At 41.4% G+C, this 25,736-nt stretch carries 12 protein-coding genes; 3 read left to right on the plus strand and 9 right to left on the minus strand.

Features of this window, described 5'->3' with window-relative positions; translation table 11 throughout:
* Window positions 1-5 precede the first annotated feature (5 nt).
* From F824_RS0101730 to F824_RS0101740, 3 genes are read right to left on the minus strand one after another with little or no spacing between them, the layout of a single operon-like run.
* Window positions 6-3,032 (minus strand): SusC/RagA family TonB-linked outer membrane protein, encoded by a 3,027-nt coding sequence (locus tag F824_RS0101730; RefSeq protein ID WP_019596119.1) that lies wholly within the window; start codon window positions 3,030-3,032, stop codon window positions 6-8.
* A 35-nt stretch (window positions 3,033-3,067) separates the two neighbouring features.
* The gene (locus F824_RS0101735) at window positions 3,068-4,981 is read right to left on the minus strand and encodes a RagB/SusD family nutrient uptake outer membrane protein (RefSeq protein WP_019596120.1); all 1,914 of its coding nucleotides are present in this window, start codon (window positions 4,979-4,981) and stop codon (window positions 3,068-3,070) included.
* Between the two features lie 11 nt (window positions 4,982-4,992).
* On the minus strand, window positions 4,993-8,400 hold the full coding sequence (locus F824_RS0101740; protein WP_051107534.1) for a SusC/RagA family TonB-linked outer membrane protein: 3,408 nt from the start codon (window positions 8,398-8,400) through the stop codon (window positions 4,993-4,995).
* A 192-nt stretch (window positions 8,401-8,592) separates the two neighbouring features.
* On the opposite strand from F824_RS0101740, the gene F824_RS0101745 reads away from it, so the two are divergent.
* A complete protein-coding gene (locus F824_RS0101745) occupies window positions 8,593-8,772 on the plus strand; it encodes a hypothetical protein (protein ID WP_019596122.1) in 180 nt (59 codons plus the stop codon).
* 910 nt (window positions 8,773-9,682) lie between these two features.
* Here the strand turns inward: F824_RS0101745 and F824_RS0101750 are convergent.
* On the minus strand, window positions 9,683-11,635 hold the full coding sequence (locus F824_RS0101750; RefSeq protein WP_019596123.1) for a sialate O-acetylesterase: 1,953 nt from the start codon (window positions 11,633-11,635) through the stop codon (window positions 9,683-9,685).
* Between the two features lie 210 nt (window positions 11,636-11,845).
* Window positions 11,846-14,698 carry a glycosyl hydrolase 115 family protein gene (locus F824_RS0101755; RefSeq protein WP_019596124.1) on the minus strand — a complete coding sequence of 951 codons (2,853 nt, stop codon included), beginning with the start codon at window positions 14,696-14,698 and terminating at the stop codon, window positions 11,846-11,848.
* 1,496 nt (window positions 14,699-16,194) lie between these two features.
* Here F824_RS0101755 and F824_RS0101780 point away from each other — a divergent pair.
* Window positions 16,195-18,102: a 7TM-DISM domain-containing protein gene (locus F824_RS0101780; protein WP_236613178.1), complete on the plus strand. Its 1,908-nt coding sequence runs from the start codon at window positions 16,195-16,197 to the stop codon at window positions 18,100-18,102.
* A 143-nt stretch (window positions 18,103-18,245) separates the two neighbouring features.
* Here F824_RS0101780 and F824_RS0101790 read toward each other — a convergent pair whose 3' ends face one another.
* From F824_RS0101790 to F824_RS0101810, 4 genes are all read right to left on the minus strand, one after another.
* On the minus strand, window positions 18,246-18,860 hold the full coding sequence (locus tag F824_RS0101790) for a hypothetical protein (protein ID WP_139189578.1): 615 nt from the start codon (window positions 18,858-18,860) through the stop codon (window positions 18,246-18,248).
* A gap of 78 nt (window positions 18,861-18,938) precedes the next feature.
* On the minus strand, window positions 18,939-20,477 hold the full coding sequence (locus F824_RS0101795; protein ID WP_026333437.1) for a RagB/SusD family nutrient uptake outer membrane protein: 1,539 nt from the start codon (window positions 20,475-20,477) through the stop codon (window positions 18,939-18,941).
* A 25-nt stretch (window positions 20,478-20,502) separates the two neighbouring features.
* On the minus strand, window positions 20,503-23,589 hold the full coding sequence (locus tag F824_RS0101800; protein ID WP_019596133.1) for a SusC/RagA family TonB-linked outer membrane protein: 3,087 nt from the start codon (window positions 23,587-23,589) through the stop codon (window positions 20,503-20,505).
* A gap of 519 nt (window positions 23,590-24,108) precedes the next feature.
* Entirely contained in the window at window positions 24,109-24,645 is a 537-nt protein-coding gene (locus tag F824_RS0101810) for a 2'-5' RNA ligase family protein (RefSeq protein ID WP_019596135.1), read from the minus strand.
* 146 nt (window positions 24,646-24,791) lie between these two features.
* Between F824_RS0101810 and F824_RS0101815 the strand changes: the two genes are divergently transcribed.
* Complete coding sequence (locus F824_RS0101815; RefSeq protein ID WP_026333439.1) at window positions 24,792-25,703, plus strand: universal stress protein; 912 nt, start codon at window positions 24,792-24,794, stop codon at window positions 25,701-25,703.
* Window positions 25,704-25,736 lie beyond the last annotated feature (33 nt).

The raw sequence follows: 25,736 nt of genomic DNA on the forward strand, positions 1-25,736 counted from the left end.
ATGATTTAAAATTGTGCTGACAAACCAAGATTAAAGAACCGCGTCTGAGGAGCAGTACCAATATTCATTTCCAGTATCTTCCGATTGGGACTTAAAGTCAAAAGGTTGGAGCCATTGATATAGACATTCATTCCCTTGATAAATTCACCGCCAAAGAATTGCTCAGCAGGCACATTGTAGGTAAGCTGAACCCTTGCAAGGTCAAACCGATCTGTGCTGTACAGCCAAAAATCAGAGTTTCTAAAATTGTTGGCCCCGTTCAGCGTGGTCAATCGGGGGAAAGTTGCGCTTTCAGCGGTGCCTTCTGTCCACCTGTCTCTTACGACTTCAGAATATTTGGCTTCTCCCGAGACCCAGAAATATGAACTGTTCTGCATCGCATAAGCTCCTTTTCTGGCCACGCCCATCGCAAAAAACGTGAAGTTTTTCACCTGAGCAGTTACATTAAAGCCCAACGTCAAAGGAGCACCAAACCAGCCACCTCTTCCCAGAAACACTTCATCCTGAGGGGTGACTCTGCCGTCTCCGTTTTGGTCTGCATAGCGCAAATCCCCCGGCAATACTTCACCAAAAATCTGGGTAGGCGAGGCATTGATTTGTTCTGTATTTCCGAAGAACCCTTGATTTCTCAAACCCCAAATGGCATCGATGGGGTTGTTCGTCCTCTCTTGATATGGGTCTTGCCAATTTTCTCCTCTTTGCAGTGCCTTGGTATTGTAATAGGTACCCACAATTCCAAAATTCAGATTTGCAGCACCTAATTTTTGGTTCCAATTCAGATTGAAATCAAAGCCAGATCTTTGGTCACTGTTGTAATTCTCAAAAGGGATAAAGGAGGATGCCGGAAACCCTGTAGTAAAATAACTTGGATACACATCACTTCTCTGCACCAACAAACCAGACATTCTACTCAAGAAATATGAGCCAGTAAATGCCAATCTGTTATTGAATAGTGAAGCATCAATACCAAAGTTCACCTCTTCACGTTTTGGGAAGGTCATATTTGGGTTGGCACCTCTTCTTGAGATCGTGGAGATGTTGTTCAATCCGTCTTTCCAGGTATAAAACACGGTGCCGTCACCTTGCTGCGTATAAACCTGCTCATACAGGTAGTAATCCTGGATATCCAAATCCGTATGGATGATACCTCCCGAAACGGAAAGCAATAAGTTGTCAAAAATAGACCCTTGCAAAAACTCTTCGTTACTGATTCTCCAGCCCAAAGACATGGTTGGGGAAAAAGCCCTTCTGTTGTTTTCCGGTAATCTGGCCGAGTGAATAATTGCATTATTCATTTCAACCAGATATTTGTTTTTGAAGTTGTAAGCCAGATGCAGCCCGACGTTGGCATTACTTACGGCATGATAAACCTCTGAAACCGATCTCTGGAAGCCTCCTGCCACCAATATTGCAGAGATTTCATGGTGCTCATTTATGACAGTTTTGTAATTAAGCTGTGCAGACATGGCCATGGTCTGTTGAAACCTGCTGTTATTGATGTTCTGAGTTCTTGAGCTGGCATCTTGTCCAAATCGAGTCAGGCCAGAGATGAGGTCTTGACCCGCATAATTGTTCCATTGAGGTTGGTAAACTGCATAATTGTTGTTAAATGACAAATTATACGAGGTCGCATAGTCCAGCCCAAACCTTGAACTAAATGTCAAACCTGGAAGTACATTTTTCAAATCAGCATTCACGCCAGTATTGAATTGATATTGTCTACTGGTAAATTGACTGGAACCCCCTGCATAAATCCCAGCAATGGGATTTGATTGTTCAAGCTGGGTACCTCCCAATAGGAATTGTCCATCAATCAGGTGACTGCTGTTTCTAACAAAATTCATAGAGGCCTCATCATCTTCTTCCAGTGCACTAATCGGAATCAAGGGAGAGAATCTATGCGGCCTAATGGAAGCTGCACCTTGAAAGAAATTCGCATTTACCCCTTTGCCATTGTAGAAAATTACCGCGGCATCAGCAAAAGCCGTAATGTTTTTGCTCAGGTTCATATCCACGTTTCCACGGATGTTGAACCGCTCATTCCTGTTTTGGGTAGCCTGTCCAAAATTCAACAGCGAGCCTTCCGACATGAATCCCAAATTTGTATAATACCTGGCCCTATCATTGCCACCCGCAATTTCAAGAGTCCCGTCATGTCTGCTATAGGCCTCCTGTAGGTATTGGGGTGAATAGAAATCCAAGTTTGGATATCTGTAAGGATTTGAACCTGAGCCATGATTAAAAACATCCTCTTGGGTATAAAGCGGTTGCAAACCATCATTGGTACGCGCTTCATTATAGAGCGTCATGTATTCAGCAGAGCCTAAATACTTAGGGATTCCCTTTGGTACATGGATTCCTGTGTTTGTCGTGACATTTATCCTTTGCTTGCCGGCAGCTCCCCGCTTGGTTGTAATCATGATCACACCTTTGGCTGCCCTACTGCCATAGAGTGCTACTGCAGAAATTCCCTTCAGGAAAGTCACCTGCTCGATTTCCAAAGGCATCACACTTCCCACATCTCTAGGAACACCGTCCACCAGAAGGAGGTATTCATTGTTTCCCCATAGATTCCCATGAAAACCTGGAGCAAAAACCTCCATGTTATCCAAGGAATAAGTAAAGTAGTTCTTCTGTAATAATTCTGGAACATTGACGAAGCTTATGCCTCCAATTAAATTGGACTGATCCCGTTTTTGATAGGCAGTGTTTACAAGTCGTGATTCCAGTTCACTATACAGAATTATTTCATCCATCTGAGCCGAAACACGAAGTACTTTGGTCTCATACCCGGGTGCAGTCACAATAAGAAGTGAGTTTGGAAGTACATCAATTGTAAATATTCCATTTTCATCAGTGGTGGTGATCACTTCTTCTTCTTCATTCTTAATTTCAACAACAGAAAGAGGAAAACCAGTTTGATCTTTCACTGTCGCCTTGATCCGTATGGCTTGATCGGACTGTGCTGTAACCCAAATAGGAGACAACATGGCCACTACCATCAAAAACCACATTATATTTTTATATTTCATGCTGAGTTTCTTTTGAGTGATTTATATTAGAAAAATTACCAACCCGGATTCTGTTTGAATTCAGGGTACAAAGTCACATCAGAAATCTTCAAGGGCAACCAGTAATGTCTTTCTGCCAAAGGCCTTTCCAAAAGCACCTCTTCCCGTAAATTGAGCACCCTCATATTTGTAGGATCTCCATCCAGATCTGACTCAGGAGCCCTTGTGAATTCCAAAGACGTTTTCAGGGTGTATGGTCTTTCAATTAGCAACAACCACCTTCTCAAATCATTGAATCGATGTCTTTCGAAGGCCAGTTCAACAGCCCTTTCCCTCCTGACCTCGTTTAAAAATACGGGAACAGAGGTTTGGAATTTTTCTAAGACATTGGGCATGCCTGCTCTGGTTCTAATCGCATTGACTGCATCCACTGCTGTTTTTTCAAAATTGGAGGATTTGCCTGCGACATTGTTTTGTCCCATTAAAGCCGCCTCAGCATACATCAGATAAACATCCGCCAATCTCAAATAGGGGACATTCAGGTGCAAAGCCGCTCCGAAAGCAAAAGCATTGTCATATGCATTGGCCTGAAGTGGAACAAATTTACGGTTGACATAACCCGTAGGGCTACCGGAAACCGCACCTCTGTAAGTACCCCCTGTAAAAAGATTTGCATGGCGGTTGTCTTCTTGATTTGGTGGCATCGAGCCCTGCACTACCTGAACACCATCAAATACAATACTGCTGTAAAACCTAGGATCTCTTCCTTTGAAAGGATATTCAGGATCATATCCGGATTCCGAGTCAGCATTAGAAATATTATTTGGAAGTGGATGCCCATTCGCCATCCCAAAATTTTGGTTTACATAATTGGCAGTGGGGACAAACTTGGTCGCATCACCATCCACGATGATGGATGGGAAATATTGTTTGGTAATCCCGAAGTTGGATTGATCCCCAGACCAGTACAAGGACCTGAAAATAGCCTCTGTGCTTCCAGAAAGCGCCCAATTTTGTCCAAGGGTGTAGAAATTACTATTCCATCGCTCAAAAGGCACCAAGGAAAACTGTGTTTGGCCGCCCTCCACCAAAGCAAGGAGTTCTCCAAAGGCTTCCGCAGATCTTTGGCAGTACGTAGCGTTGTAGGTTTTACTTCCAGTGGATTCAAAATTCATCAAGGGACTTCCCGCATAAAGCAGATTCTTTCCCAGATAAGCGAGCGCCATGGCCTTGTTTATCCTCAATTCATTTCTCCCCAATGTCCTTCTGCCTGCTACTGTGTTGTCCCAATTCATGGGCAATAAATCCGCGGCTCTTCTGAAATCCGCAGCTGCTTTCTCGGCACTTTCATGATAGGAAAGTCTTGGCTCTCTTAACACCTGATCGCCGGGAAGCACCCTGTCAATGTAAGGCAAGCCTCCCACATATTGGATCAGCATAAAGTGAAACCAGCCTCTAAAGAAAAGCAATTGACCTTCGATCAAATCTCGTTCTTCTTGAGTGGCTTCGGTCATTCTTTCAAGATTCGCCAAACCTAAATTGGCTTTTCTGATCCCATACCAAGCCAATGGCCACAATCCCTTATTGCGTGGATTGTCTCCGGTATCGGTCATGTTTTTATCCATCCAGCTAGACTGCCCTCCATGGCCACTGTGCTCAGCTTGCCAAGCCCAAAAATTACCCCTGTCAAACATAAAAGTGACATGGAAATTGCCGGCTGCCGACACCATTTCGTCTTCTCCCCAATTCCATGAACTCGTCCAATAAGTCGTAGTGAAATTGGGAACGCATTGGTACAACTCTTCAGTGAAACCCTGAAAGTTTTGGAAATTCAAAAAAGCAATTTCTTCGGAAACCACAGACCCAGGTGTCCTTTCCAAGTAATCTTCACAGGAAGAACCTATCGCAAAAACCAAACAGATTGAGAAAATGCGTGATAGTTTTGTTTTTATATGATTGAATTTTTTCATTTTAGATCAATTTAAAATGTCATTGTTAGTCCCAAATTAATACGCCGCACCATTGGGTAACCACCTTCGAATGAAGCACCTACACCAAAATTTGATTCTCGGTCATCAGGCATTTTACTCCAAACCAACAGGTTGTTTCCGTTTAGAAACATTCTCAATCCACCTAAACCAAGCTTGCTTGCTTTCTCAGGTCTTAGGGTATAGGCAATTTCAGCGTTCTTGAGCCTTAGATATGACCCATCATACAGGTATCTTGTACCATAATAATAGGAGGTAGGCGTCAACCAGCTTGGCAATGGGGTATCGGCGTTGGGGTTGTCTTTTGACCAATAAGTCCCCTCTTCGTAGACCAAATTTCTCTGACCATCAAGATTGGTAAAGGGAACATCTCTTGTTACATTGTTGACCCCATATAGCTGGACGAAAAATGAAAGTCCCCTCCATTCCATGCCTATATTTGAATTGAATGTGTTTTGAGGAACTCCGGAAAAACCATAAGGAGCAGAATCAAAAGCGTCAATGACACCATCCCCATTAAAATCTGAAATATGGTAGCCTCCCGGTAATTTGCTTCCATTGTTGGTGTTGTGGGTTGTGCTGGCATACAGCTCATCCCACGAGTTATAGTACCCCTGATCTAGGTGAGACCGATATTGTCCCAATTGGAAACCAGCTTGCTTTTGGTAATCCACCAAAAACTCAGGATCATCTCTGTTGATGACCACGTCCACTGCCCTTGTGACTGCCAAATCAGCCCAAACTCTAATCCCGTTTCTAAGAATTTTATTGAACCCAAGTTGTATTTCATATCCGGTTGTCGTTACTCTTCCCAAGTTGGCCGCTGGGGCATTAGCACCAAAATAACTTGGAATAGAACGGTCTCCTGCCATGAGGATGTCAACCCTATCATCTTTAAATACATCAAAACTACCGTCAAGCAGTCCATCAAAAAGACTGAATTCTGTTTTAAAGTTGTACTTGTAGACGGTTTCCCACCTTACACTTGGATTTCCAATCACTTGTTCTCTGTACCATGTATACTGACTGTTATCGCCGCGCCATCCGATGTTGGCAAGTCTTGAGCTTCCCCCAAAAGCCCATTGATTCATGTATAGAAATCTGCTGCCGATATTGTCATCCCCTACCTGGCCATAAGAAGCCGTTACTTTTAGGAAATCCACGGCGGATATTCTCTTCATGAAATTTTCTTCTGAGATTACCCAGCCTAAACCTCCTGATGAAAAGAAGGCGAACCTGTAATCAATACCGAATTTTTCCGATCCGTTGTAGGCACCATTGTACTCCACAAGATATTTTCTCTTGTAGTCATAAACCGTCCTAAATACCCAATCTTCCCTATAACTTGGTATGATATTTCCAATCGCATCTTCCTGTCTGCTGAACAAGCCCATCAAATTCAAATTGTGATCATCGGCAATGGTGGTGTTGTAATTGAGTTGAAGCTGATAAAATAATCTTCGTTGCGTACCCCTTTGACCTTGATCAAATGTTCCCCCTTGGGTGGTCCAGGCTATCGGTTGGAAGAAATCAAAATTGCTGTTGTCAAAGTTGTTCTTAAAATTCACCCTTCCCGTTACCGGATCAATCCACATTTGTTCGGTGTTGTTGAATAAATCATTGACACCTCTTCCTACTTCAGTGAATGTATTGTCCACTGCGATCGTACCGCGGAAATTCAAACCCTTCACGATCATCTTCAAATCCTGTTCAAGCACTAGATTTGTCGAAAGACTGGTTGTGGTGATGTTTTCTATACCACCGATAGCGAGAACCCTCGCGGAATTGATGGCACCATAATCGTCCAGCGGGTAATATCCCCAAAGGCCATTGTCATATCGAGGAACAAAAGCATCCGGAGGATTTCTATAAGCCGCCCGCCAAAAATTCGCGTCATCGCCACCTTGCCACGGAGTTTTCCTTACTCCGTAAATCCCTCCCATGTTGATTTTTAGGTTGGTAGTAGAGGTAAGCTGAAAATCTAAATTGTTTCTAAAATTGAGCCTGTTGAAATTATACCCGGGAGAATACCCTCTGTCATTCTCAATTTGTTTGAACAAATCTCCTTCATTCTGAAAATCAAAAGAAGTGAAATATTTGGTCAGCTTAGTACCTCCAGTGATGGAGACATTGGCATTGTAGGCCATTGCATAGTCTTTGAAAAGATACTCCTGCCAATCAATATTCGGGTATCTTTCAGATTCCTCCAGGTTTGCCGGGTTTCTGTATTTCTCTCTGATTCCCTCAGGAATCATCTGAGACCAGGCTTGAGGGCTTACCGAAAGCTCTCTTTCGATGGCTTGGTTTCTGATGCCAATGGCATCATAGGCATCCATTTTGCCGGGCAACTTTGATGGGGCTTTTACGGTTGCATTTACCCGAACAAGGATTTCGGCTTTGCCTTCCTTGCCTCTTTTTGTAGTGACGATGATTACCCCATTTGCGCCTCTTGAACCAAAAACCGCTGTAGCCGAGGCATCTTTCAGGACGGAAATCGATTCCACTGATCCCACATCCATTTGGTTGAAGAACTCAGGCCTTTCCACGCCGTCAACTAGAATGAGGGGAGAATTGCCATTCCAGCTATTTTGGCCCCTGATAAAAATCTGAGGCGTTTCGTCTCCTGGCATACCGGAGCTAGAAGTTGTGATCAATCCAGGTAGGTTTCCGGTCAAAGCTGCACCCAAGTTGGAAACACCACCGGTTCGCTGCAGGGTTTGGCTATTGGTTTGGGAAACAGCACCGATTAGGGTTTCTCTTCTTTGCTCACCATATCCAATGATCACGACCTCGTCCATTGAAGTTTCGTCTTCATTCAAGACAACATTATAAGCGGTCCTGCTTGCACTTACCTGAATTTCTTGGGACTTGAATCCTATGTAAGTAAAAATCAAAACCTCTCCGGGTTCAGCATTCAACCTAAACTGACCCTGTATGTCTGTCGCGACTCCTCTTGTGGTGCCCTTTACCAAAACAGTAACACCGGGTATGGGCAAGCCATCCTTTCCGTCAGTTACGGTTCCAGTAATCTGAGCCAGGGCTGCATCAGCATTTTCCGGTAAGTTTTCGGTCCCAGAAGATTTCTTTGGGGCATTTGCATTGAATTCAAATTTGTTTTTTGAAGCCAATTGCTCACTGACAGTGGAAAGATTCAAACTTTCCTTTTGTGTATTTTTTGATTCACTCTTTAAGGGAGTAACAGACAACTTAGCATCTTGGCTAAGTTCACCAAGTACAGACCTCGAACTTGCCACGGCGGAATTTTGAAATTCAGCCGTGTCCATTCCTTTGGCATCTCTTGCGTGAACGAGTGAAACAGGAGCAAATATCAGCTGTGCCACCAGAACATACGCAACGTTTCTTGATAGGAAAAAGAATCGCCTTAGTAATTGTATATCCATATAGTTTTGGTAATTGTTAATTGTAGGTTTGATAGATTGAGTGATCTTCATCTTTCCAAAGAATACTATTGAGACCACCTTTGTAGGAAGAATTTCTCCCTTCAAGATTTCTGTTAGCTCGTATTCATTTTTTTGTTGGCCATTGATTTAGGTTTTGGGTTGTGTTTTATATTAGCGTATAATTTTTTGTAAATGCTGATAGCAATTCAGCTATATGGAAAGGCTATCCCCTCAAATTTTATGGTCAGTTATTTTATAGAGAGGATTCGATGGGGGATGAATATCACCCCCATTGAAAAACATTGCATTCAGATTCTGGACAACAGAGATGTTGATGCCAGAGGAATAGTGATAAGGGGACTTGGTGTGTAACTCTCACAAAAGCTTTTCAAAATCCCCTTTTTTCCAAGGGAAGAAATTCCTCTCAAGCGAGGCGCTTTTGTCGTAAAGAATGAAATAGATTGAAGGAACATTTTATTTTGGGTTTTGTGAAAATTGACAGAATCAAATATAAAAAGTATAGCGAAAAAAAAGAATTCTATCCTAAGTGTTAAATAATTGAAAATCAACGATTTAAAATACTCATTGCGCTTATTTAAACCGCAAAAAACCATGAAAAAGCACCCTGAAAGCGATTAGGAAAGGTTTTTGATTAAAATTATGAAAAATCAGCATTTCGCTTAGATGAACACGTTGATTTTCAGTGTTTTACAATGTTAATAATTAAAAGTTTTATTGTTTTTATTTCCTCAGATAAAGCAATTGCCTATCATTTCAACCTTAAAAAGCCACTCCAGAAAAATAATAATTGCCCAATCATCCTATCTGCTAATAGAATTTACTGTTGGACAAATAATTGAAAGTATAAAAAGGAGGAATCAGCATTTTAAAAGTGTTTTAAATGCTTTGTTTTTTGTTGTCGATTAGGTGTTTTCCTGTTGTTTCAAGCGAATGAAGAGATGGCTGAATACCAAAAAAATGAATCCTGACTATCCGAATTTTTGAACCCTTACCATCGATAGAATCAAAAGGTTTGACCCATCACAATACATTGCTTCTGATCATGATTTGATATTCCTCCTTATAAAAAATAGACTTTGAGGAATAAATATTTGTGGAAATAACTTGGCCTAAATAGAGATCTCTGTGTGAGTGAAGTATTGAGTCTCTGTCCTGCATTATTAATTTTATTCCAGCCTTGGATTGGTTAAAAATGAATTACAATCTTGAATTGAGTTCGCAATGCATAATACGGGTCAAACCAAATGGACGAATCGCAGGACTATTTCAATGTGACTTCAAAGGGGGAAGCTGGTAATCCTATGGAATTGATCAAATTGGCCCATTGGGGATTATTTGCCCATGCGTACCGGAGCTTAGTCGGGTTCTTTGCCCCTTTGATTTTGATTATTACCTTGTCCTTTTTGTGAATTGCATCAATCCAGGTAAACGCCCCAAGTTCATCCGCGATGGCAAAACCAGTCAAGGTTTTCCCATCAGAAGTTGTCAATCCAGCTCCCGTTTCAGAAAATTTGAGGATCAATCGATTTCTTTTAACGTTCAGATTTTCCAAAAGTGGCCCCGAAAACGGTCCGGATTGCTCACCATATATTATCTCTTGCGCTTGCAAAGCCAGCCGATCACCCACACTTTTTTTGTCCAATGGGTGAATGTCATTTGCCTCGCCAACATCTATGGTGATGGCCATGCCTGTATGGGGGATTTTCAGCGTTTTTCTTTGGATTTCTCTCATTTCCGCCCAGTCACTTTCTTGGGGTTGATCGACGACTTCCATGAAGTTTGGCAGTTGCACAAACAGAAATGGAAGTTCCGGTCTCGCCCATTCTTCCCTCCATCCATGAATCAGTGATGCCATTTGCTGTTCATAAATGGTGGCTTGGCCAGCATTGGATTCCCCTTGGTACCAGAGAATCCCTTTCAATGAAAGCTTGTGCAATGGTGCAATCATCGCATTGTACAATCCCATTGGCTTAAAACGGACCGCGGTCTGACTTGGCGATTGTGGCATTTTTGCTCCGATTTTGTACTGCCAGGATGTACTCAGATCAATTACTTGGTCGTCAATTTTCAGTTGGTAAGGTTTCTCGGCAGTAAATCCACCCCTTCCACTTTCATTCACGATCCTAATGACCAAAGTATTCTTTCCTTTTTTCAATATTCCTTCAGGAATCGAATACCTTCTTGGAGGATATCGGTACCCTGTACTTCCGACCAGTACGCCATTTACATAGGCCTGATCACTATCGACCAAAGTGCCCAGCAGAAGTGGGTGCGTCGCGCCTGTTGAAGGATCAAAATCCAAGGTGATTTCCTTTCTGAACCAAAAAACGCCATTCACGGGTCTGTTATTTTCCAAGGGCCAAAAGTCAACCTTCTCCATCAATTCCCAGTCTTTTGGTTCAAAATCCATGGAATACCAGGGGAGATTTGGGTCTTTCAACCCGAGATCTTTGGCGCTCAATTCATTCCTCCAGAAATTCATTTTCTCCTGATCGGTTTTCTCAATTTCCTCAATGACACCTCGGGTCTGAAAATGCAAAGCTTCTGCATAATCTTTTGGGAATTGCTTCAAATCCTCCTCCCTAAGCCATGATTGGATCGGTGAACCGCCGACACTCGCATTCACCATCCCAATGGGGACATCGTACTTTTCATTGAGGTTCTTTGCAAAAAAATAAGAGACCGCAGCAAATGACCGGATGTTCTCTTGATTCAACACCAGCCATTTACCACCTTTGAGATTAGATTTGACTTCGGTAAAGCTGTACGCATCGGGCACATCAAAATACCGGATATTGGCATTGGAAATGTTGGTAAATTCATCCGGAAACATCGGAGACACCCTTTCCATCGTCGTTTCCATATTCGATTGGCCGGAAAATAGGTACACATCGCCAACCCAGATATCATTGATTTCTATGTGCTCAGTTTTGCTGGAAATGCGCATCTGATAGGGTCCTCCGGCTTTCATGGCTGGAAGTGAAAATTCCCACTGTCCATTTTCCCCAGTGCTCCCAGTTAACTTTGCAGCATTGAATTCAATTTGAATTTCCTCTCCAGTGTCACTCCAGCCCCAGACATTGATCGCGGTATTCCTTTGTAGGACCATTCCATCACTGATCAAAAAAGGCAGACGGATTTCGGCATGGCTCCTGTTGACCTGCCCCATTACCAGGATAAAAAAAAGAATAAAGAATTGTTTGAAGAGGGTCATTTTGGGTTGATTTTAATCAATATGTATCCTGAGGGTTATTTGTACAATTTGCCCATCCATAAAATACGCTTTAAACCTCATGAAAATAAATTCAAAATGCAATCGATTTCATTAATTTATTCAGTACAGGAGAACCAATCAAGCTGCACCTTTTATGCATCAGGTCCAATTTAGGATTATTGGAATACAGGCAATATTGGGTACTCAAGCTCAAAATTTATAAAAGCTCTCCTTTGGCCCCAAATAACTCTGCTGCAGTCCACCTGCATCAATGATTAATTTCTGAAAAACCACTCCGGGATTGACCATATACAACTTGAGCTGATTGGGTCCTTTCTCAAATTTCATCTTTCTTTTGGTGATGTTGATGCTGTTGGCCACCCAAGTGTCCCAGGTACGCGCATTTTCATTTTCATGGATAGACACCAGAATGGGTTCATTTTCATTTACCGCCAAGCCATACCGGATCCCTTCTTCCGTGTTCAGGTAATTCAAGGTTGGACTGGCCAATACATTGACTTCATATTCCCCTGCTTCTTCAAACCAGACATCGTAGGTCAAAAAACTTCCCTGTAATGAATCGGACTCCGTGAATGCAATTTCCGGAGTGGCCATGATGGAATTTCCTGTTTTGCCAAGGTCTGGGACCACTTGCCATCTCACTGGATTGACTTCATGTTTGGTTGTAAAGTGATCTGCCTCAATGGAAACCACGCCAAATGATTCAATAAAACCCTTGAAGGATTCGTCAATGGTATAGTTATTCATTGGAATTTGAACCTTCACTTTATCTTTCCCGCTCACAATCTCAATTTCGCTGATTTGCCTGCCTTTTGGGGCCAAAGTCCAGTCGACTTCGATCAGGATTTCTATCTGGGTTTCCACTAGACCTGATTCAACTGTTGTTTTTAGCCACTTGGTTTGATTCATTATTTTGAAATCCATCGGTTTCCCCCCTCTGTTGAAAAGCTCCAATTTTACTTTCTGGACATCAAAGGGAGACAATTCTACGGATTTCAATTGTTTTGTCTCTGGAAAAAAGCTTGTGCTCTCGGAGATGGCCACACCTAAATTTCCTGGGGAAGACATTTTGAGATTTTTGAGTTCCGGCATTGCATTCTTCTTTGGCTCTTGCCAGTAGGTATAACCGATATGGGTCTGATCCATCATGTGGGACCATTTGCCATCAAGTAGGATATTGTTATAGAAATCAGAAATCAATGAATCCTTCTTAAAATATGCTTTGACATCGGCTGCCATTGTGTTGGTCAGCATTCGGCCTTGAAGAAAATAAAGATGATTCAAAGCTGTACTTTCATAGAGACGATGGAGATTGGCCGAGGCGATGATGGGATGTTCCACCAGTTGGTAGTATGCCGGGAGGTACTTGGCATCCAGTTTAGATTTGACCAAAGCACTCAATTCTTCAAGAGCTTTCCATTCTTTGGAAACGGAAGTCATTTCATCGTAGAAATGAATACTGTAGGATTTTTGATCCAAAAGCTCAGGCTTTCTCCTTCCACTCAATTTCCCAAAACCCGATAATAAAGTCCCGATTTCAGCAGCATACTGAGCACCAAATTGTGCCTCAGCCCAGTTATGGGTATAATCCGCAATGGCCGAAACAGGTATGGCATCGGGATTCCAGGCAAAATCCAAGAAGAAGGATATCGGAAATTCCATGGGTTTGATATCGCCAACATTGACCACCCAAAGTTCATCCACACCATGTTGATACGTGCGGTTCATTTGCTCCCAAATCTTCGGCAATGGATTGGTATTGATCCATTTATAATTTCGAGGGCCGCCTACATAGTCAAAGTGGTAGTACATGCCGTATCCACCTTTTCTGGGTTTTGCCCCGATTGCCGGTAGTTTTCGGACATTGCCCCAGTTGTCATCACAAAGCAGGAGCATGACATCGTCCGGAACGCGCATGCCTTTTTCGTAATATTCCTGTACTTCTTTGTACAAAGCCCAAAACTGTGGCGTCTCCGAGGCTGGTTTTCCCGTGACGTCCTCAATGATTTTTCTCTGGTCTTCGATGATTTTTTCCAGAAGCGCAATGTTGTTTTCCTCACTCATCGGCTCGTCCCCATCTCCTCGCATCCCCAAAGAAACCGTGGCTTCCATGTTTCTTTGGCGTTCCAAGCCCGTTTTCCAAAATTCCTGCAAAGTCTCTTTGTTCGATTGATAATTCCAATCGCCTTTTCCATACCGCGACCATTCGGCATGGGCCCGCATCATGGGCTCGTGATGTGAAGTGCCGATGACGATTCCGTATTGGTCGGCCAATGGCCCATTCAATGGGTCATCATCATAAAATGCCCTGCCCCACATGGCTGGCCAAAGGTAATTCCCGTGCAACCTCAGGATGAGTTCAAAAACATTTCCGTAAAATTGATGATTGAAACCCCCAAATTTCTCATGTGCCCATCCTGATAAAGCGGGTGCTTCATCATTGATGAAAATACCTCTGTATTTGACCGCCGGGGTTCCTTTGGAATACAATCCATGATTGATAAAAATCGCTTTCTTGTTTTTGACAGGTACATCGGCCCACCAATTCCATGGGGACACGCCGATTTGTTTGGACAGTTCATAAATGCCAAAAATTGTCCCTCGCTTGTCACTTCCCACGATTACTAGCGCTTGGTTGATACCTGGAAATGGATTTTGTATAGTCTGGATCTGAAAAGTCTCCCATTTATTGGCCAAAGAAGAAATATTGATTTGCCCTTGGAGAACCAATTGATCAATCCATTCGCTTTCACCCAATTGCCCGATGAGGACAATATTGTTTTGGCCATCCATTTTTGTCAGCAAACCTGGCATTTTTCCACTCACGGATTGGATATCTTCTTGCAAATTCTTGACGGCCATCAACACTCCTTCATCCGTCCCATCAAAAACGATAGGGGAGGCCACCTCATTGACGAGGGGAAAGCGGTTGAGGGCAGCACTTTCGGATACAAAACGGGGATTATCCGACTGAGAAAAAACCGAAGCCAATGGCAAAATTCCAAAAAGTAAGGCAAGGATTGTTGTACTGAATGATTTCATGGATACTGGATTGGGTTTGTATGGATTTGATTAATTTGGGAGTGCCGGCAGGATTATTTTGGTTACATCATCTGAAACAAAGATTTTCCGGTGGGCCATTTTAAACTTCAAGCACAGATTGTCGCGTTCCGGTCCAAAACGCGATTTAAAGATCATATTCTAATTTTCAGAAGTTGATTAAAGTCCGAAATGCGTCAATTTAGCTTCAAAACGATAAAAATGGAGAATTGGAAACATCCTGTAATCGGCAGGAATAAAACCGGAAGTTCCCAGAAGGAACTCCAGTAATCAACAATAAACCCTAATATATACCGAACAAGGATTCACGGATTCAAGGCTGAAACCCGATCTCCCTTTTATCTTTTTTTCAAAACTTGGCTACTGAAATAATCAATTGATTTCTGAATGTGGTATTCCTCACATTCAAAGTAATTCATGGATCTGAATGGTTCTAACCCGAAATATGCAAAAGGTTTCCAAATTGGAATTAAACCGAAAGAAAATCAGACTATTCGGAGAATAATTCCTGACACCAATTGGATGAAGTCAAAAATAGTCAAATTGATTATCGGTGAATTACATTCTTGAATTGAGTTCGTAATGCATAAAACGGGTTTAAACAGCACAGATTCCATTTTTGAAACCTAAACTTGACTAATATTAAATCAAATTACAACCGATTTCATTTATTTTATTGAATTTATCTTATATTGAGATGATTTCGAGTTTTGGATGGCACTCATCTTGCATGAAATCCAAAGAAGTCAAAGTGTTCGATCAGCCTTAAAAATTGGCGATGAGGTGTTTGAATATTTTGATTAAAGATGCCTTTAATCGGCTTAAAAAAAAGGTTTATCGTAAAAATGGGGCTGTGGTACAGTGGTGAAGATTGTACAAAAAATCAGGGTTTTTATAGGGTTTTACAAAAATCAAATGGAGTCCCCAGCTGAATATATACCCGATTCAGATAAATACAATCGATTTCATGCTTTTCCTTTTGAATGGAGTGAAAAACAATCCTCTTTACCAATACCCGTATCTGTGTTTAATGGAAGAAGGCAATTATGGAGTGAAGGAGTGAATGCAGTTTTTGAAAATGGAGAAGGACTGTGAGATTAGTTCATCCGGGTAATCCGAGGATTGTTCCCTCATCCTTTGTCAATAAAACCAGAGCGTTTTTGAGGTTCAACCAATTGGGAATTCCATCCAAAATATTATTGGAGCCTTTCCGAACAAGGCCATAAAATAATTTAACCCGATAGCGGCATTGGATTTTCAAACGGGGTTCAGGCTGGAAGAAAATCAGACCATTTGGAGATGAACGGAATTTATCGATTTGGTGGATTCAAACTATATAAACAACTGAAGCTTATCAACCAATTTCACGTTCGAATAGAATTGGTCATGCAAAAACGGGTTTAATCCATAATAAACGTGTTGTTTTTGATCAGATCGATCTGTACTTGATTTTAAGACACGAAAAAAATACACAACAATTGAAGGTAAGAAAAACATATCAAATCTATTTTCTATTCATCACGTTGGTGCTCTTTACGACGGGAGCGAACGGCAATTCCAAACAGGGAACGAAAATCGAATTGAATGGCAATATTTCCCGGGTTTTTGTCAACACCTCCTTTGATTTTTTTCTGGATACCGCTGCCATCTATTCCATTGAGGAGATTTCCCAAGAGAAATTCCAGGATCATTTTCAAAAAGTAACGGATCCTCATGTATTGTATGATTATCTTAACTCTCCCATTTGGATGCGCTTCACCATCCAGAATAACCAATCCATCTCTGACTATTCATGGTATCTTGAATCTTGGGGTTTTGACATCAAGAACATTACCTTCTATTTCCCAAGAGCTGACGGGAAATTTGAATCTTCAACAGCAGGTTTTGAGCAACCCTTCGATCAGCGGAAAATCAGCCATAAAAACTTCAATTATTTTCTGGATCTCAGACCTTCTGAAACCAAGACATATTACTTAAAGGTAAAAAGAAACTACAATCAAGAATTCATCTTTCATTTAAGGACGAATGAGAAATTTTTAGCACACTCCTTAAATGAGTATTTTCTCTTGGGAATCTATTATGGCGTGCTGACCATTATCCTGATTTTCAATTTTTATCTGTTTTACAGATTAAGAGACACCCTATACCTTTATTTCACGTGTTTGATTATCGCCTGTATTTGGTTTTCCCTGGGGAGGGATGGTCTTGGTTTTCAATATCTCTGGCCAAATTCTCCTTGGGTAAACAAACTTGCCAATGAATATTTCATCGAGCTGATCATCATCCTTTCGACCCTTATGTTTTCGGATAGGTTTATCCAAAAATATACCAAGAACAGGAAAGTTTTCACCCTCACCTACTGGGCCATTCTGTTCAAACTACTGCTTTTTTTGAATCAACTCTTCTTCTTTGAATTAAACTATATCCACTATCTGGTGATCACCATCATTATTTTATTGGTCCCGTTTTCTTTGGGTCTTTTTGCATTGATGAGAGTTAAAATATATTCATGGTCTTATATTTTTGCCTATGCCTGTCTGTTTTTAGTGATTGTCTATTCTTATTCAAAAAGCATTCAGCTTTTCAATAATCCTGTTCTCAATTGGTATTTTGTATATCCTGTGATATTCCTGGAAATGATCCTGTTTTCATTTTCGATTTTCAACCAACTCAAATTCCTTCAAAATCAATTTTTGGAGGCAAACAAGGAGAGGACGCTCGCATTGGAAAACAACAACCTCCTCACCCAAGAGCTGAATTCCAAACTCAAAGAAAAAGTAAGGGCCAGGACTGAAAAAATTGAGAAAATGGCCGCTGACCTTGCACAAAAAAATCTGGAATTGGAAACCACGAATTTGAAATTGCAGGAGCTGAATGACCAAGTCACACAGAGCAACAATTATCTGCAAGAAAACAACGCTGTACTCCAGACCAGTGTCGCGGGAGTGGCTAAGGATCTTGCCTTGATGAAAGGGCTGGATTTTTTGGGTTTCAAAAATGTATTCCCCGACAAAGATACCTGCCTGAATTTTCTAGCAGAACTCAAGTGGAAAGATAAATATCAGTGCAAGAAATGCGAGTACAAAAAATTCACCACAGGGCTGAATTGCGGAAGAAGGTGTAAGAATTGCAATTATTACGAATCACCTACCGTTGACACACTCTTTCATAAACTTAAATTTCCGATTGAAAAGGCTTTTTATATCCTCTACCTTTCCAATAGAAAAGATGTAGACCTTACCCTGAACGAACTTTCTGAAATCCTGGAATTAAGAAGGGAAACCTGTTGGGCTTTTAAAAATAAAATTTCCCAAGCCATGGAAAAAGTTGGACACAATAAAGAGTTGAATGGCTGGGAAACCTTGGCCTTGGTCAATCTTGAGTAATCTTGGAAAGCTATTTTTTTTTCTTTACTCAAATTAAGATTGGCAAAAATGATGGCTTCAGACCCTACCTAAATCAAAAAACCAGTCCAGATGACCATCCGGACTGGTTTTAGAAAAACGTAGTGCTTTTTTTTCAGAAAAGTCTAAAAGGCCATTGTCGCAATCAATTTGTTGCGCTGTAATCTTCGCACAAGATTCCTGGTAAGGTGGTTGTGTATGGTGTCATATCCTGAAAGCGATGTGCCATTGACCACAAAATTACCCATCCATACAACTTCCAATGTATCCTTATCCAATAGAAAACAATTGTAGCTCGCATTGGGACTGGTATAACTGGTGCCATCAATAATGTTGGATGAACTCCAAAAGCCTCTTCTGTTGATTAACAGAATCGCTCTTGAATCATGGTTCTTGAGTTTTTCCATATACTTCTCAAAAGAGATCGCTGCCTGAACGGGAAAATAATCCTCCATAAATTCCAACGGCGTGGGTTCAAAGTTTCTCTTTAAACTGCGATGTAATTGTTCTCTGACTCTGGTATCATCCAATTTGTTGAAGCGGTCTTTGATCGCATTCTCAAAAAAATCTTCATCCATTTGTGTGAAATCGGGACCAAAATCCGAATATACAACCATGAGCGAAGTATAAAATACTTGATCCTCTGTCACCATTTTTTCTGTTACCCGAACCGAAGCACAGGAGGATAAAATAACTGATATTATGAATAAAACAGATGTAAAATGTCTTTTCAATTTCATAAGAAGTTGTTTTTAGGTTTCAATGAAAAAAAAAGGCTACCGATGAAGGTAGCCTTTTTGATGATGAAATCGAAAGGATTAATATCCTGGATTTTGTGGTATTGGAGAAGTATTGTTTGTCAGGATTTCTACCAATGGGATAGGCCAGATGAACAAATTGTCGCTGTATGACAATGAGTGATCTGTTGGAATTGCTCTGTCCGTTGTGTAGAAATTGATGTTATTGATGGAACGGCTTGTGGCTTTGGCTGGGATACCCGCCATTCTGCCTTCGCCTGAAAGTCTATGGATGTCTGTCCATCTTCTTCCTTCCGCCAAAAACTCGATTCTTCTTTCGTTGATGATTGCCTCGATCAAAGCATCTGTGGATGCAAAATTACCCGCAACAAAAGAAGATGCTGTCGCTGGAATCGCTCTGTCACGTACAGAATTCAACAATTCAACCGCTGCTGCTGTATTGCCTAGTCTTGCATTTGACTCAGCTGCAGCAAGAACGATTTCTGCAAAACGGATGATCACGGTATTGTCAGAGAAAGTCGTGTTGTCGATGTATTTATTGGTAAACATGCCCAATGGGCCTTGGCTTACAAATCCATCTGATTCACCTCTTAAACTTCTTCTTGCATCACCTGGAAGCCAGAAATCTGCTCTCCAAATAATTGGGCTAATCTTTACCAAACCTCTGGAACCCAAGTTGGGGTTGCCGTACATGTTGGCAAGGGCACCATTCACGCCTGCATTCGATGCATCCGTGTTCTCGAAAGAGAAGATGTTGTCAGAACTTGTTCCACCTCTGAATGGAGTCAAAGGGTTTGGAGTGACCGCAAAATTTGCAGAAAGCTTGGTATGTTCAGCCAAGACGCCAGCCCAATCTTCCATGTGAAGTTTCACTCTTGCTTTCAAAGCAATTGCAGATGCCTTTCTTCCCCTGAAGGCATTTCCTGCTGCAGGTAGTATTTCTTCAGCTTCGTTAAGATCAGACAACAATTGGTCATAAACCTCCTGTACAGTTCCTCTACCCACAGCTTCTCCCGGCTCAACTTTTGCAACATCATTGATGGCAAAAGTTCTGTAAGGAATACCCATGGCAGTTGGGTTGTCAGAATAAGGTCTTGAGAAATACAAGACCAATTCATGATGCGCCAAGGCTCTCAAGAAAAGTGCTTCTCCTCTGTAACCGTCTCTTTGGGCTTGTGTCAAAACTCCGGATGACAATGCTTCATCCAAGTTCTCGATCACAAAGTTCGCCCTGTTGATCATTCTGTAGAGGGAAATCCACTGACCGTTATTGTTGGCTGTCTGAGGATTTTGGGCATTGGTATAGGTTACCTCGTAAAACAACTGATCGTTGTACATGTCCTCACCTTTCATATCTCCCTGTTGGGTAGATGCTGCACCGAATGGATACCCTCTCTGAACTGCGCCCAAGTAGAAGCCTCTTTGTGCGGATTCATAAATCCCCAAGACCGCTGCATTGATCCTGTTGGCATCGGCAAACGCCTCTGCATCTGGAATGATGTTAGCTGGCTGAAGATCCGTTACCTCGCAAGAAGTAATCCCAACCATTGCTAAAGCTACAAACGCAGACTTTATTTTATTTGAAATTATATTTGTCATTTTTTTCAATTTTTAGGTTGTGTGATTAAAATCCAACATTAAGACCTACAGACCAAGTCCTGATGATTGGCGCAACATTCCAATCCACTCCAAATTGAAGTTGTCCAGAAAATTGGTTTGATTCAGGATCGATACCAGAGTATTTTGTGAAGATCAATGGATTTTGCACCTGTGCAAAGAATCTTGCATTTCTGATGTTTCCGTTGAAAGTGCTGGTTAAGAACTGGGTTGGGACTCTATAGCCCACCACAATGTTTTGAACCCTTAAGAAATCACCTTTTTCAATGAATCTTGAATTGGAAGCCGATGTTTGGTACATGTTGGCATCTTGACCTGAATACAATTTAGGAACATCAGTCACCTGACCACCTTCAGTCCATCTGTCCAAGATAGATGCGTGGTTGTTGGAAAAACCTTGACCCAATAGACCCCTAAGAGATTCATTCATGATCATGTTTCCACCACCATATCTCAAGAAGATCTCAGCATCAAAATTACCATAGGTAAAGTTGTTGGACCATCCTCCTTGCCATTTTGGCAATGTGTTGCCCAAGAATTCCTGAGTTGGAGCAGAAGCAGCAGTTGCGATGTTGGCAGGATTGGCTGGATCGTATGCTCTCCAACCCAAATTACCCTGTACCAAGTTGTACTGAACGATGTCATCTCCTCTGAAGTACATTGGGTTACCATTGGAAGCATTGACACCTGCCCATTTGAAACCATAAAGCTGAGCAAGAGGACCACCTTCAACTGTTCTGTTGTAGGTACCTGTCAAAGGCTGAACCAAAGCGGTTACTTCATTTTTGATAAATGTAAAGTTGAAATCTGTGTTCCAAGAGAATTTACCTTTGTTGATCACATTGGAGAAAATCCTAAATTCAACACCTTCATTGTACATCGCACCGATGTTTTGACTGATCTCATTGAATGGAATACCCAAAGATGGAGCGGTTGGAGCATTCAGCACCAATCCATCCACGTTGTTCTTGAAGTAATCCGCAGCGATCGTTACTTTACCAATGGTCATGTCCAAACCAATGTTCAACTTCTTGGAAGTTTCCCACTGCAAGGCTGTGTTCGCTACGTTGGAGTATCCAATACCCGCACCGGCTGCTGCCAATACCGGACCGAATCCACCTGCATAAGGGAATGCACCACCTGGAAGATTGACGTTACCAACTTCTGCATAAGATGCTCTCAATTTGAAATCAGAGATCAAGTTGCTGGTGAAGAAAGCTTCGTCAGAAACTCTCCATCCAATGGATGCACCTGGGAAGGTACCTCTTCTGTTTTCTTTCGCCAATTGGGAAATACCATCATTTCTCACTGCTACGGACAACAAGTATTTTCCTTTGAAGCTATAGTTCAATCTTGCAAAATAGGAATCAAAGCCATTCTCAGAGTATCCACCACCTGAAAACTGGTTGTTGTAAGAACCAGAAATCAAGTTTCTATAACGGAAAAACTCATCCGAGAAATCTGTTCCTTGTGCAGTAAAGTTATAAAAATTGGTGTACTGATATTCCACACCTACGGTAGCATTGATGCTGTGATCATCTGCGATTACCGTTTGGTAGTTCAATGTGTTTTGCCAGTTCCAACGGAAAGCAGGATTGTAAGCCATGATCACGTTACCGTTTGAGCTTCTGCCATCACCATGTCTTGCATCAAGAGAAGTGAAGTCATCCGCCATGGTCAAATCGATACCGATTTGGGTTCTTGCGGTCAAACCGGTAGCAATGTCCACTTCTCCAAAAGCATTTCCTTGGATCCTGTGATTCCTTGCTCTGTAAGTATTGTTTTCCAATACGTAAGCAATGTTTGGAATATTGTTGTCAGGACCTGCAAGATTCGCACCGAAACCAGTGGTTGCACCATTGGCAGTGATGTTGAAGCCATTGAAGGCAGTATTGGCAGCGTCATAGATCGGAACGTTTGGCAATGCTCTGGTGGCATTGTAAACCGCACCCGAAAGTGAATTGTTTCCGTTGTTCAATCCGGTGATTTCAGTGTAGGCATAAGAGAAACTTGTACCCACTCTTACTCTTTTCGAAATACTATGGTCGATGTTTGCTCTGAAAGCATAACGCTTCAAATCATTCGCTCTAACGGCTGATTCTTGATCTGTGAATCCCAAAGAAAAGAAATACTTGGTTGCTTCAGAACCACCAGAAATGGAAAGGTTGTGTTGTTGCGTAGTACCTCTTCTGAAAACAGCATCTTGCCAATCGGTGTTGATACCTGATGGGTTTGCATTTCCAGTTTGGTTTGCGTTTGTTCTTTTTTCATTCGCAATCGTGACAAAATCATCCCCGTTCAATAGATTGAATCTGTCAACAGTCTCATTGAAACCAGTGCTTACACTGTAGTTTACCTGAGCTTTACCTGTTTGACCTCTTTTGGTGGTGATCAAAATCACACCATTCGCAGCTCTGGAGCCGTAAATCGCAGTAGCAGAACCGTCTTTCAATACCTCATAGGAGTCGATATCTGCAGGGTTGATGTTTGCAAGTGGGTTGGATGCAATTTGACCTGCACGGTCAGAATCCACCACTGGAACACCATCAATCACGATCAAAGGATCAGCACCACCCGAAAGGGAGTTCACACCCCTGATTCTGATGATTGGCCTTGCACCCAAAATACCGGAAGGTACCGTTACCGATACACCTGGCGCTCTACCGGCCAACTGTGTATCAAAGGAAGGGGCAACCAAATTTTCAATCGCCTCATTGCTGATGGAAGTCACAGAACCTGTTACATCTCTTCTTTCCTGAGTACCATAACCTACAACGACTACCTCGCTAAGGGTTTTAACATCAAGTGCCAAAACCACGTCAATTGTAGAGTTGTTTCCCACTGACATTTCTTTTGTCAAAAAGCCGACAAAACTAAACACCAATGTTCCCGATCCTTCTGGAACGGCGATAGAGTAAGTTCCGTCAAGATCCGTGATAGATCCAACAGAAGTTCCTTTCAAGCGGACGTTGACACCGGGGATTCCTTCTGGCTCATCAGCAGAAGTTACCTTACCTGTTACCGTCCTGCTTTGTGCAGCTACAGCCAAAACTGTAAATATCGCCAACACAAAGCTTAGTAAAACTTTCTTCATAGGTAATTATTTAGAATAAATTAACAATTATTTAACTGCAATAATGAATTTAAATTTGTATAAAATCAAATGGTGCTCCTGGAAGGAAAAACACTTAAAAAGTAGATTCTATCGATTATCTCACAAAAAGCCATATTTGAATGAATACGGAGCGGCTTTAAAGTCAGAAACATGCAATTAATTTGAAAAAGCCATTTTTTAGCGGATGAAATTTCTTAAAATCGATGTTTTATTCGTTTTCATACCGATCCCAAAATTGGGAGAAGAATAATTCTAGATTATTGATTGGTTTTAAATGTAAAAACCTTTAAAATTCACTGTTTTCATTCTAAAACAAAAAAAAATTAATATAAAATGCTATTTTAATATTTTTTGAAAAATATTTTGTTTGTTGTTTTGCGGTTTTTGCCAAATAAATGAATATTTAAAAAAATTGTAGTTTTTTTCTTTTTGAATCGAAAACCAAAGGGTTTTCATTGGTTTAAGCCAAATTATAAGACCAAAATGGTTGAAATTGTTTTACTTAAGTACAAAAAAATGAATGACCTGCCATTTTCGCTCCACCCTTTTCAGCAAGGCTATTTTGTCAACGAGTACTTCTTTTGAAAACTTCTTCTGCGAAATGAAATCCCAATATTCTTCAAATCTGTTTTCTTTGGTATCCTTGTATGCAAGGGTCATGTGGGGACGAAAGGACTTGTCGCTCAATTCCTCCACCTGATTCAATGCGGTTTTGCAATAGGAGGAAAATTCCCTTTGCATTTTGGACAACTCTGGGTTGCCCACCACATTTACAAAAATGACCCTTCTCCCAAACTTTCCAAATCCCTGGAAAGTCAAAGGCAGAGCCTGGAAGCCATCAAAAAATTCCTTTATTTTTTGAATCAATTTCTCTTCCTTGGCTTCATTCCAACTGAAGGGCATCTTCAAGGTGACATGGGAAGGGGATTTCAGCGCGTATTTAAGATTGAATGCTTCGTAGAGTTCGAGTTTCAACTTCGTCGCCTCTTCCTGAATTTCTCCTTCCGGAACATAGGCGACAAAATATTTGGTCATTGTTTTTCCCATTCAACACAAATATATTGCATTTTGAAGGACAATCCGGATATTTAGAATTTAGAAAAACAGTAATTTTTTTGGCCATTAATCCCGAAGAATTACAACAAAGCTGTAAATTGACCAATCGAATAGGAAAAAAGTATATGGAGAATTTTACAAAGGCAATGGTAGGGCTTGACCTCAGTGCCATGGATGGGGTTTTGATGAAAAAGGTAGCTTTTTTATCCAAATTGTTAGGGATCGAAAAAATCTATTTTATCCACATATCCAAGAATCTCTCTTTGCCTGAAGAGATAAAGGACCATTATCCAGATATACTTGCGCCTTTGGATGAGTCGATAAAGGCGGAAATCCTAGTGAACATAAAAGAACATCCTTTTCCCAAAGAAATTGAACTGGAAGTGATCGTGGGGGAGGGAAACCCAAGAGACACTATCCTAAGATGGGCCAATATCAAAGACGTGGACATCATGATCATGGGTAGAAAAAATGAGATGGAAGGCAGTGGCTCACTTGCCAAATACATGGCCCAAAAATCCCCATGTTCTGTCCTGTTCTTGACAGAAAACAGTGAGATTGCCGTACCCAAAAAAGTGCTCATTCCACTGGACTTTTCCGAACACTCCAACCTTACTTTTAAGTTTGCCCAGAAGTTGTTTGAAGAAACAAATACGGAGATTTTAGCACTCCATATTTATGAGGTGCCTACCGGCTACTACAAGACTGGAAAATCTTACGAAGAATTTGCCGCGATCATGAAAGGGCATGCAAAAAAGGATTACGAAAAATTCCTCCAGAAATACAAGCACCAGCATTTCGAATGTCTATTCCTTATGGATGAAAAAGAAAATTCCGGAAAATTCATCACTCGAATGGCCCAAGAACACCAAGCCAATTGGATCATTATGGGAAGTAGGGGAAGAACCTCTTCTGCATCGGTCTTGTTGGGAAGCGTTGCAGAAAATTTGGTGGAGGCAAACAACATGTTGCCCATGTTGATTTTCAAGAAAAAGGGGGAAAACATGAACTTGATCGATGCCATCCTGAAGATTTGATGGGGCTGACTTTGTCAGGAAAAGTGATTTCAA

The organism is Rhodonellum psychrophilum GCM71 = DSM 17998, assembly GCF_000381545.1.
GTDB lineage: Bacteria > Bacteroidota > Bacteroidia > Cytophagales > Cyclobacteriaceae > Rhodonellum > Rhodonellum psychrophilum.

What these genes read in the sequence shown, in the direction of transcription:
- F824_RS0101730 (WP_019596119.1), bottom strand. Translation starts at nt 3,032, where the DNA reads ATGAAATATAAAAATATAATGTGGTTTTTGATGGTAGTGGCCATGTTG.
- F824_RS0101735 (WP_019596120.1), bottom strand. Translation starts at nt 4,981, where the DNA reads ATGAAAAAATTCAATCATATAAAAACAAAACTATCACGCATTTTCTCA.
- F824_RS0101740 (WP_051107534.1), bottom strand. Translation starts at nt 8,400, where the DNA reads ATGGATATACAATTACTAAGGCGATTCTTTTTCCTATCAAGAAACGTT.
- F824_RS0101745 (WP_019596122.1), top strand. Translation starts at nt 8,593, where the DNA reads ATGCTGATAGCAATTCAGCTATATGGAAAGGCTATCCCCTCAAATTTT.
- F824_RS0101750 (WP_019596123.1), bottom strand. Translation starts at nt 11,635, where the DNA reads ATGACCCTCTTCAAACAATTCTTTATTCTTTTTTTTATCCTGGTAATG.
- F824_RS0101755 (WP_019596124.1), bottom strand. Translation starts at nt 14,698, where the DNA reads ATGAAATCATTCAGTACAACAATCCTTGCCTTACTTTTTGGAATTTTG.
- F824_RS0101790 (WP_139189578.1), bottom strand. Translation starts at nt 18,860, where the DNA reads ATGAAATTGAAAAGACATTTTACATCTGTTTTATTCATAATATCAGTT.
- F824_RS0101795 (WP_026333437.1), bottom strand. Translation starts at nt 20,477, where the DNA reads ATGACAAATATAATTTCAAATAAAATAAAGTCTGCGTTTGTAGCTTTA.
- F824_RS0101800 (WP_019596133.1), bottom strand. Translation starts at nt 23,589, where the DNA reads ATGAAGAAAGTTTTACTAAGCTTTGTGTTGGCGATATTTACAGTTTTG.
- F824_RS0101810 (WP_019596135.1), bottom strand. Translation starts at nt 24,645, where the DNA reads ATGACCAAATATTTTGTCGCCTATGTTCCGGAAGGAGAAATTCAGGAA.
- F824_RS0101815 (WP_026333439.1), top strand. Translation starts at nt 24,792, where the DNA reads ATGGAGAATTTTACAAAGGCAATGGTAGGGCTTGACCTCAGTGCCATG.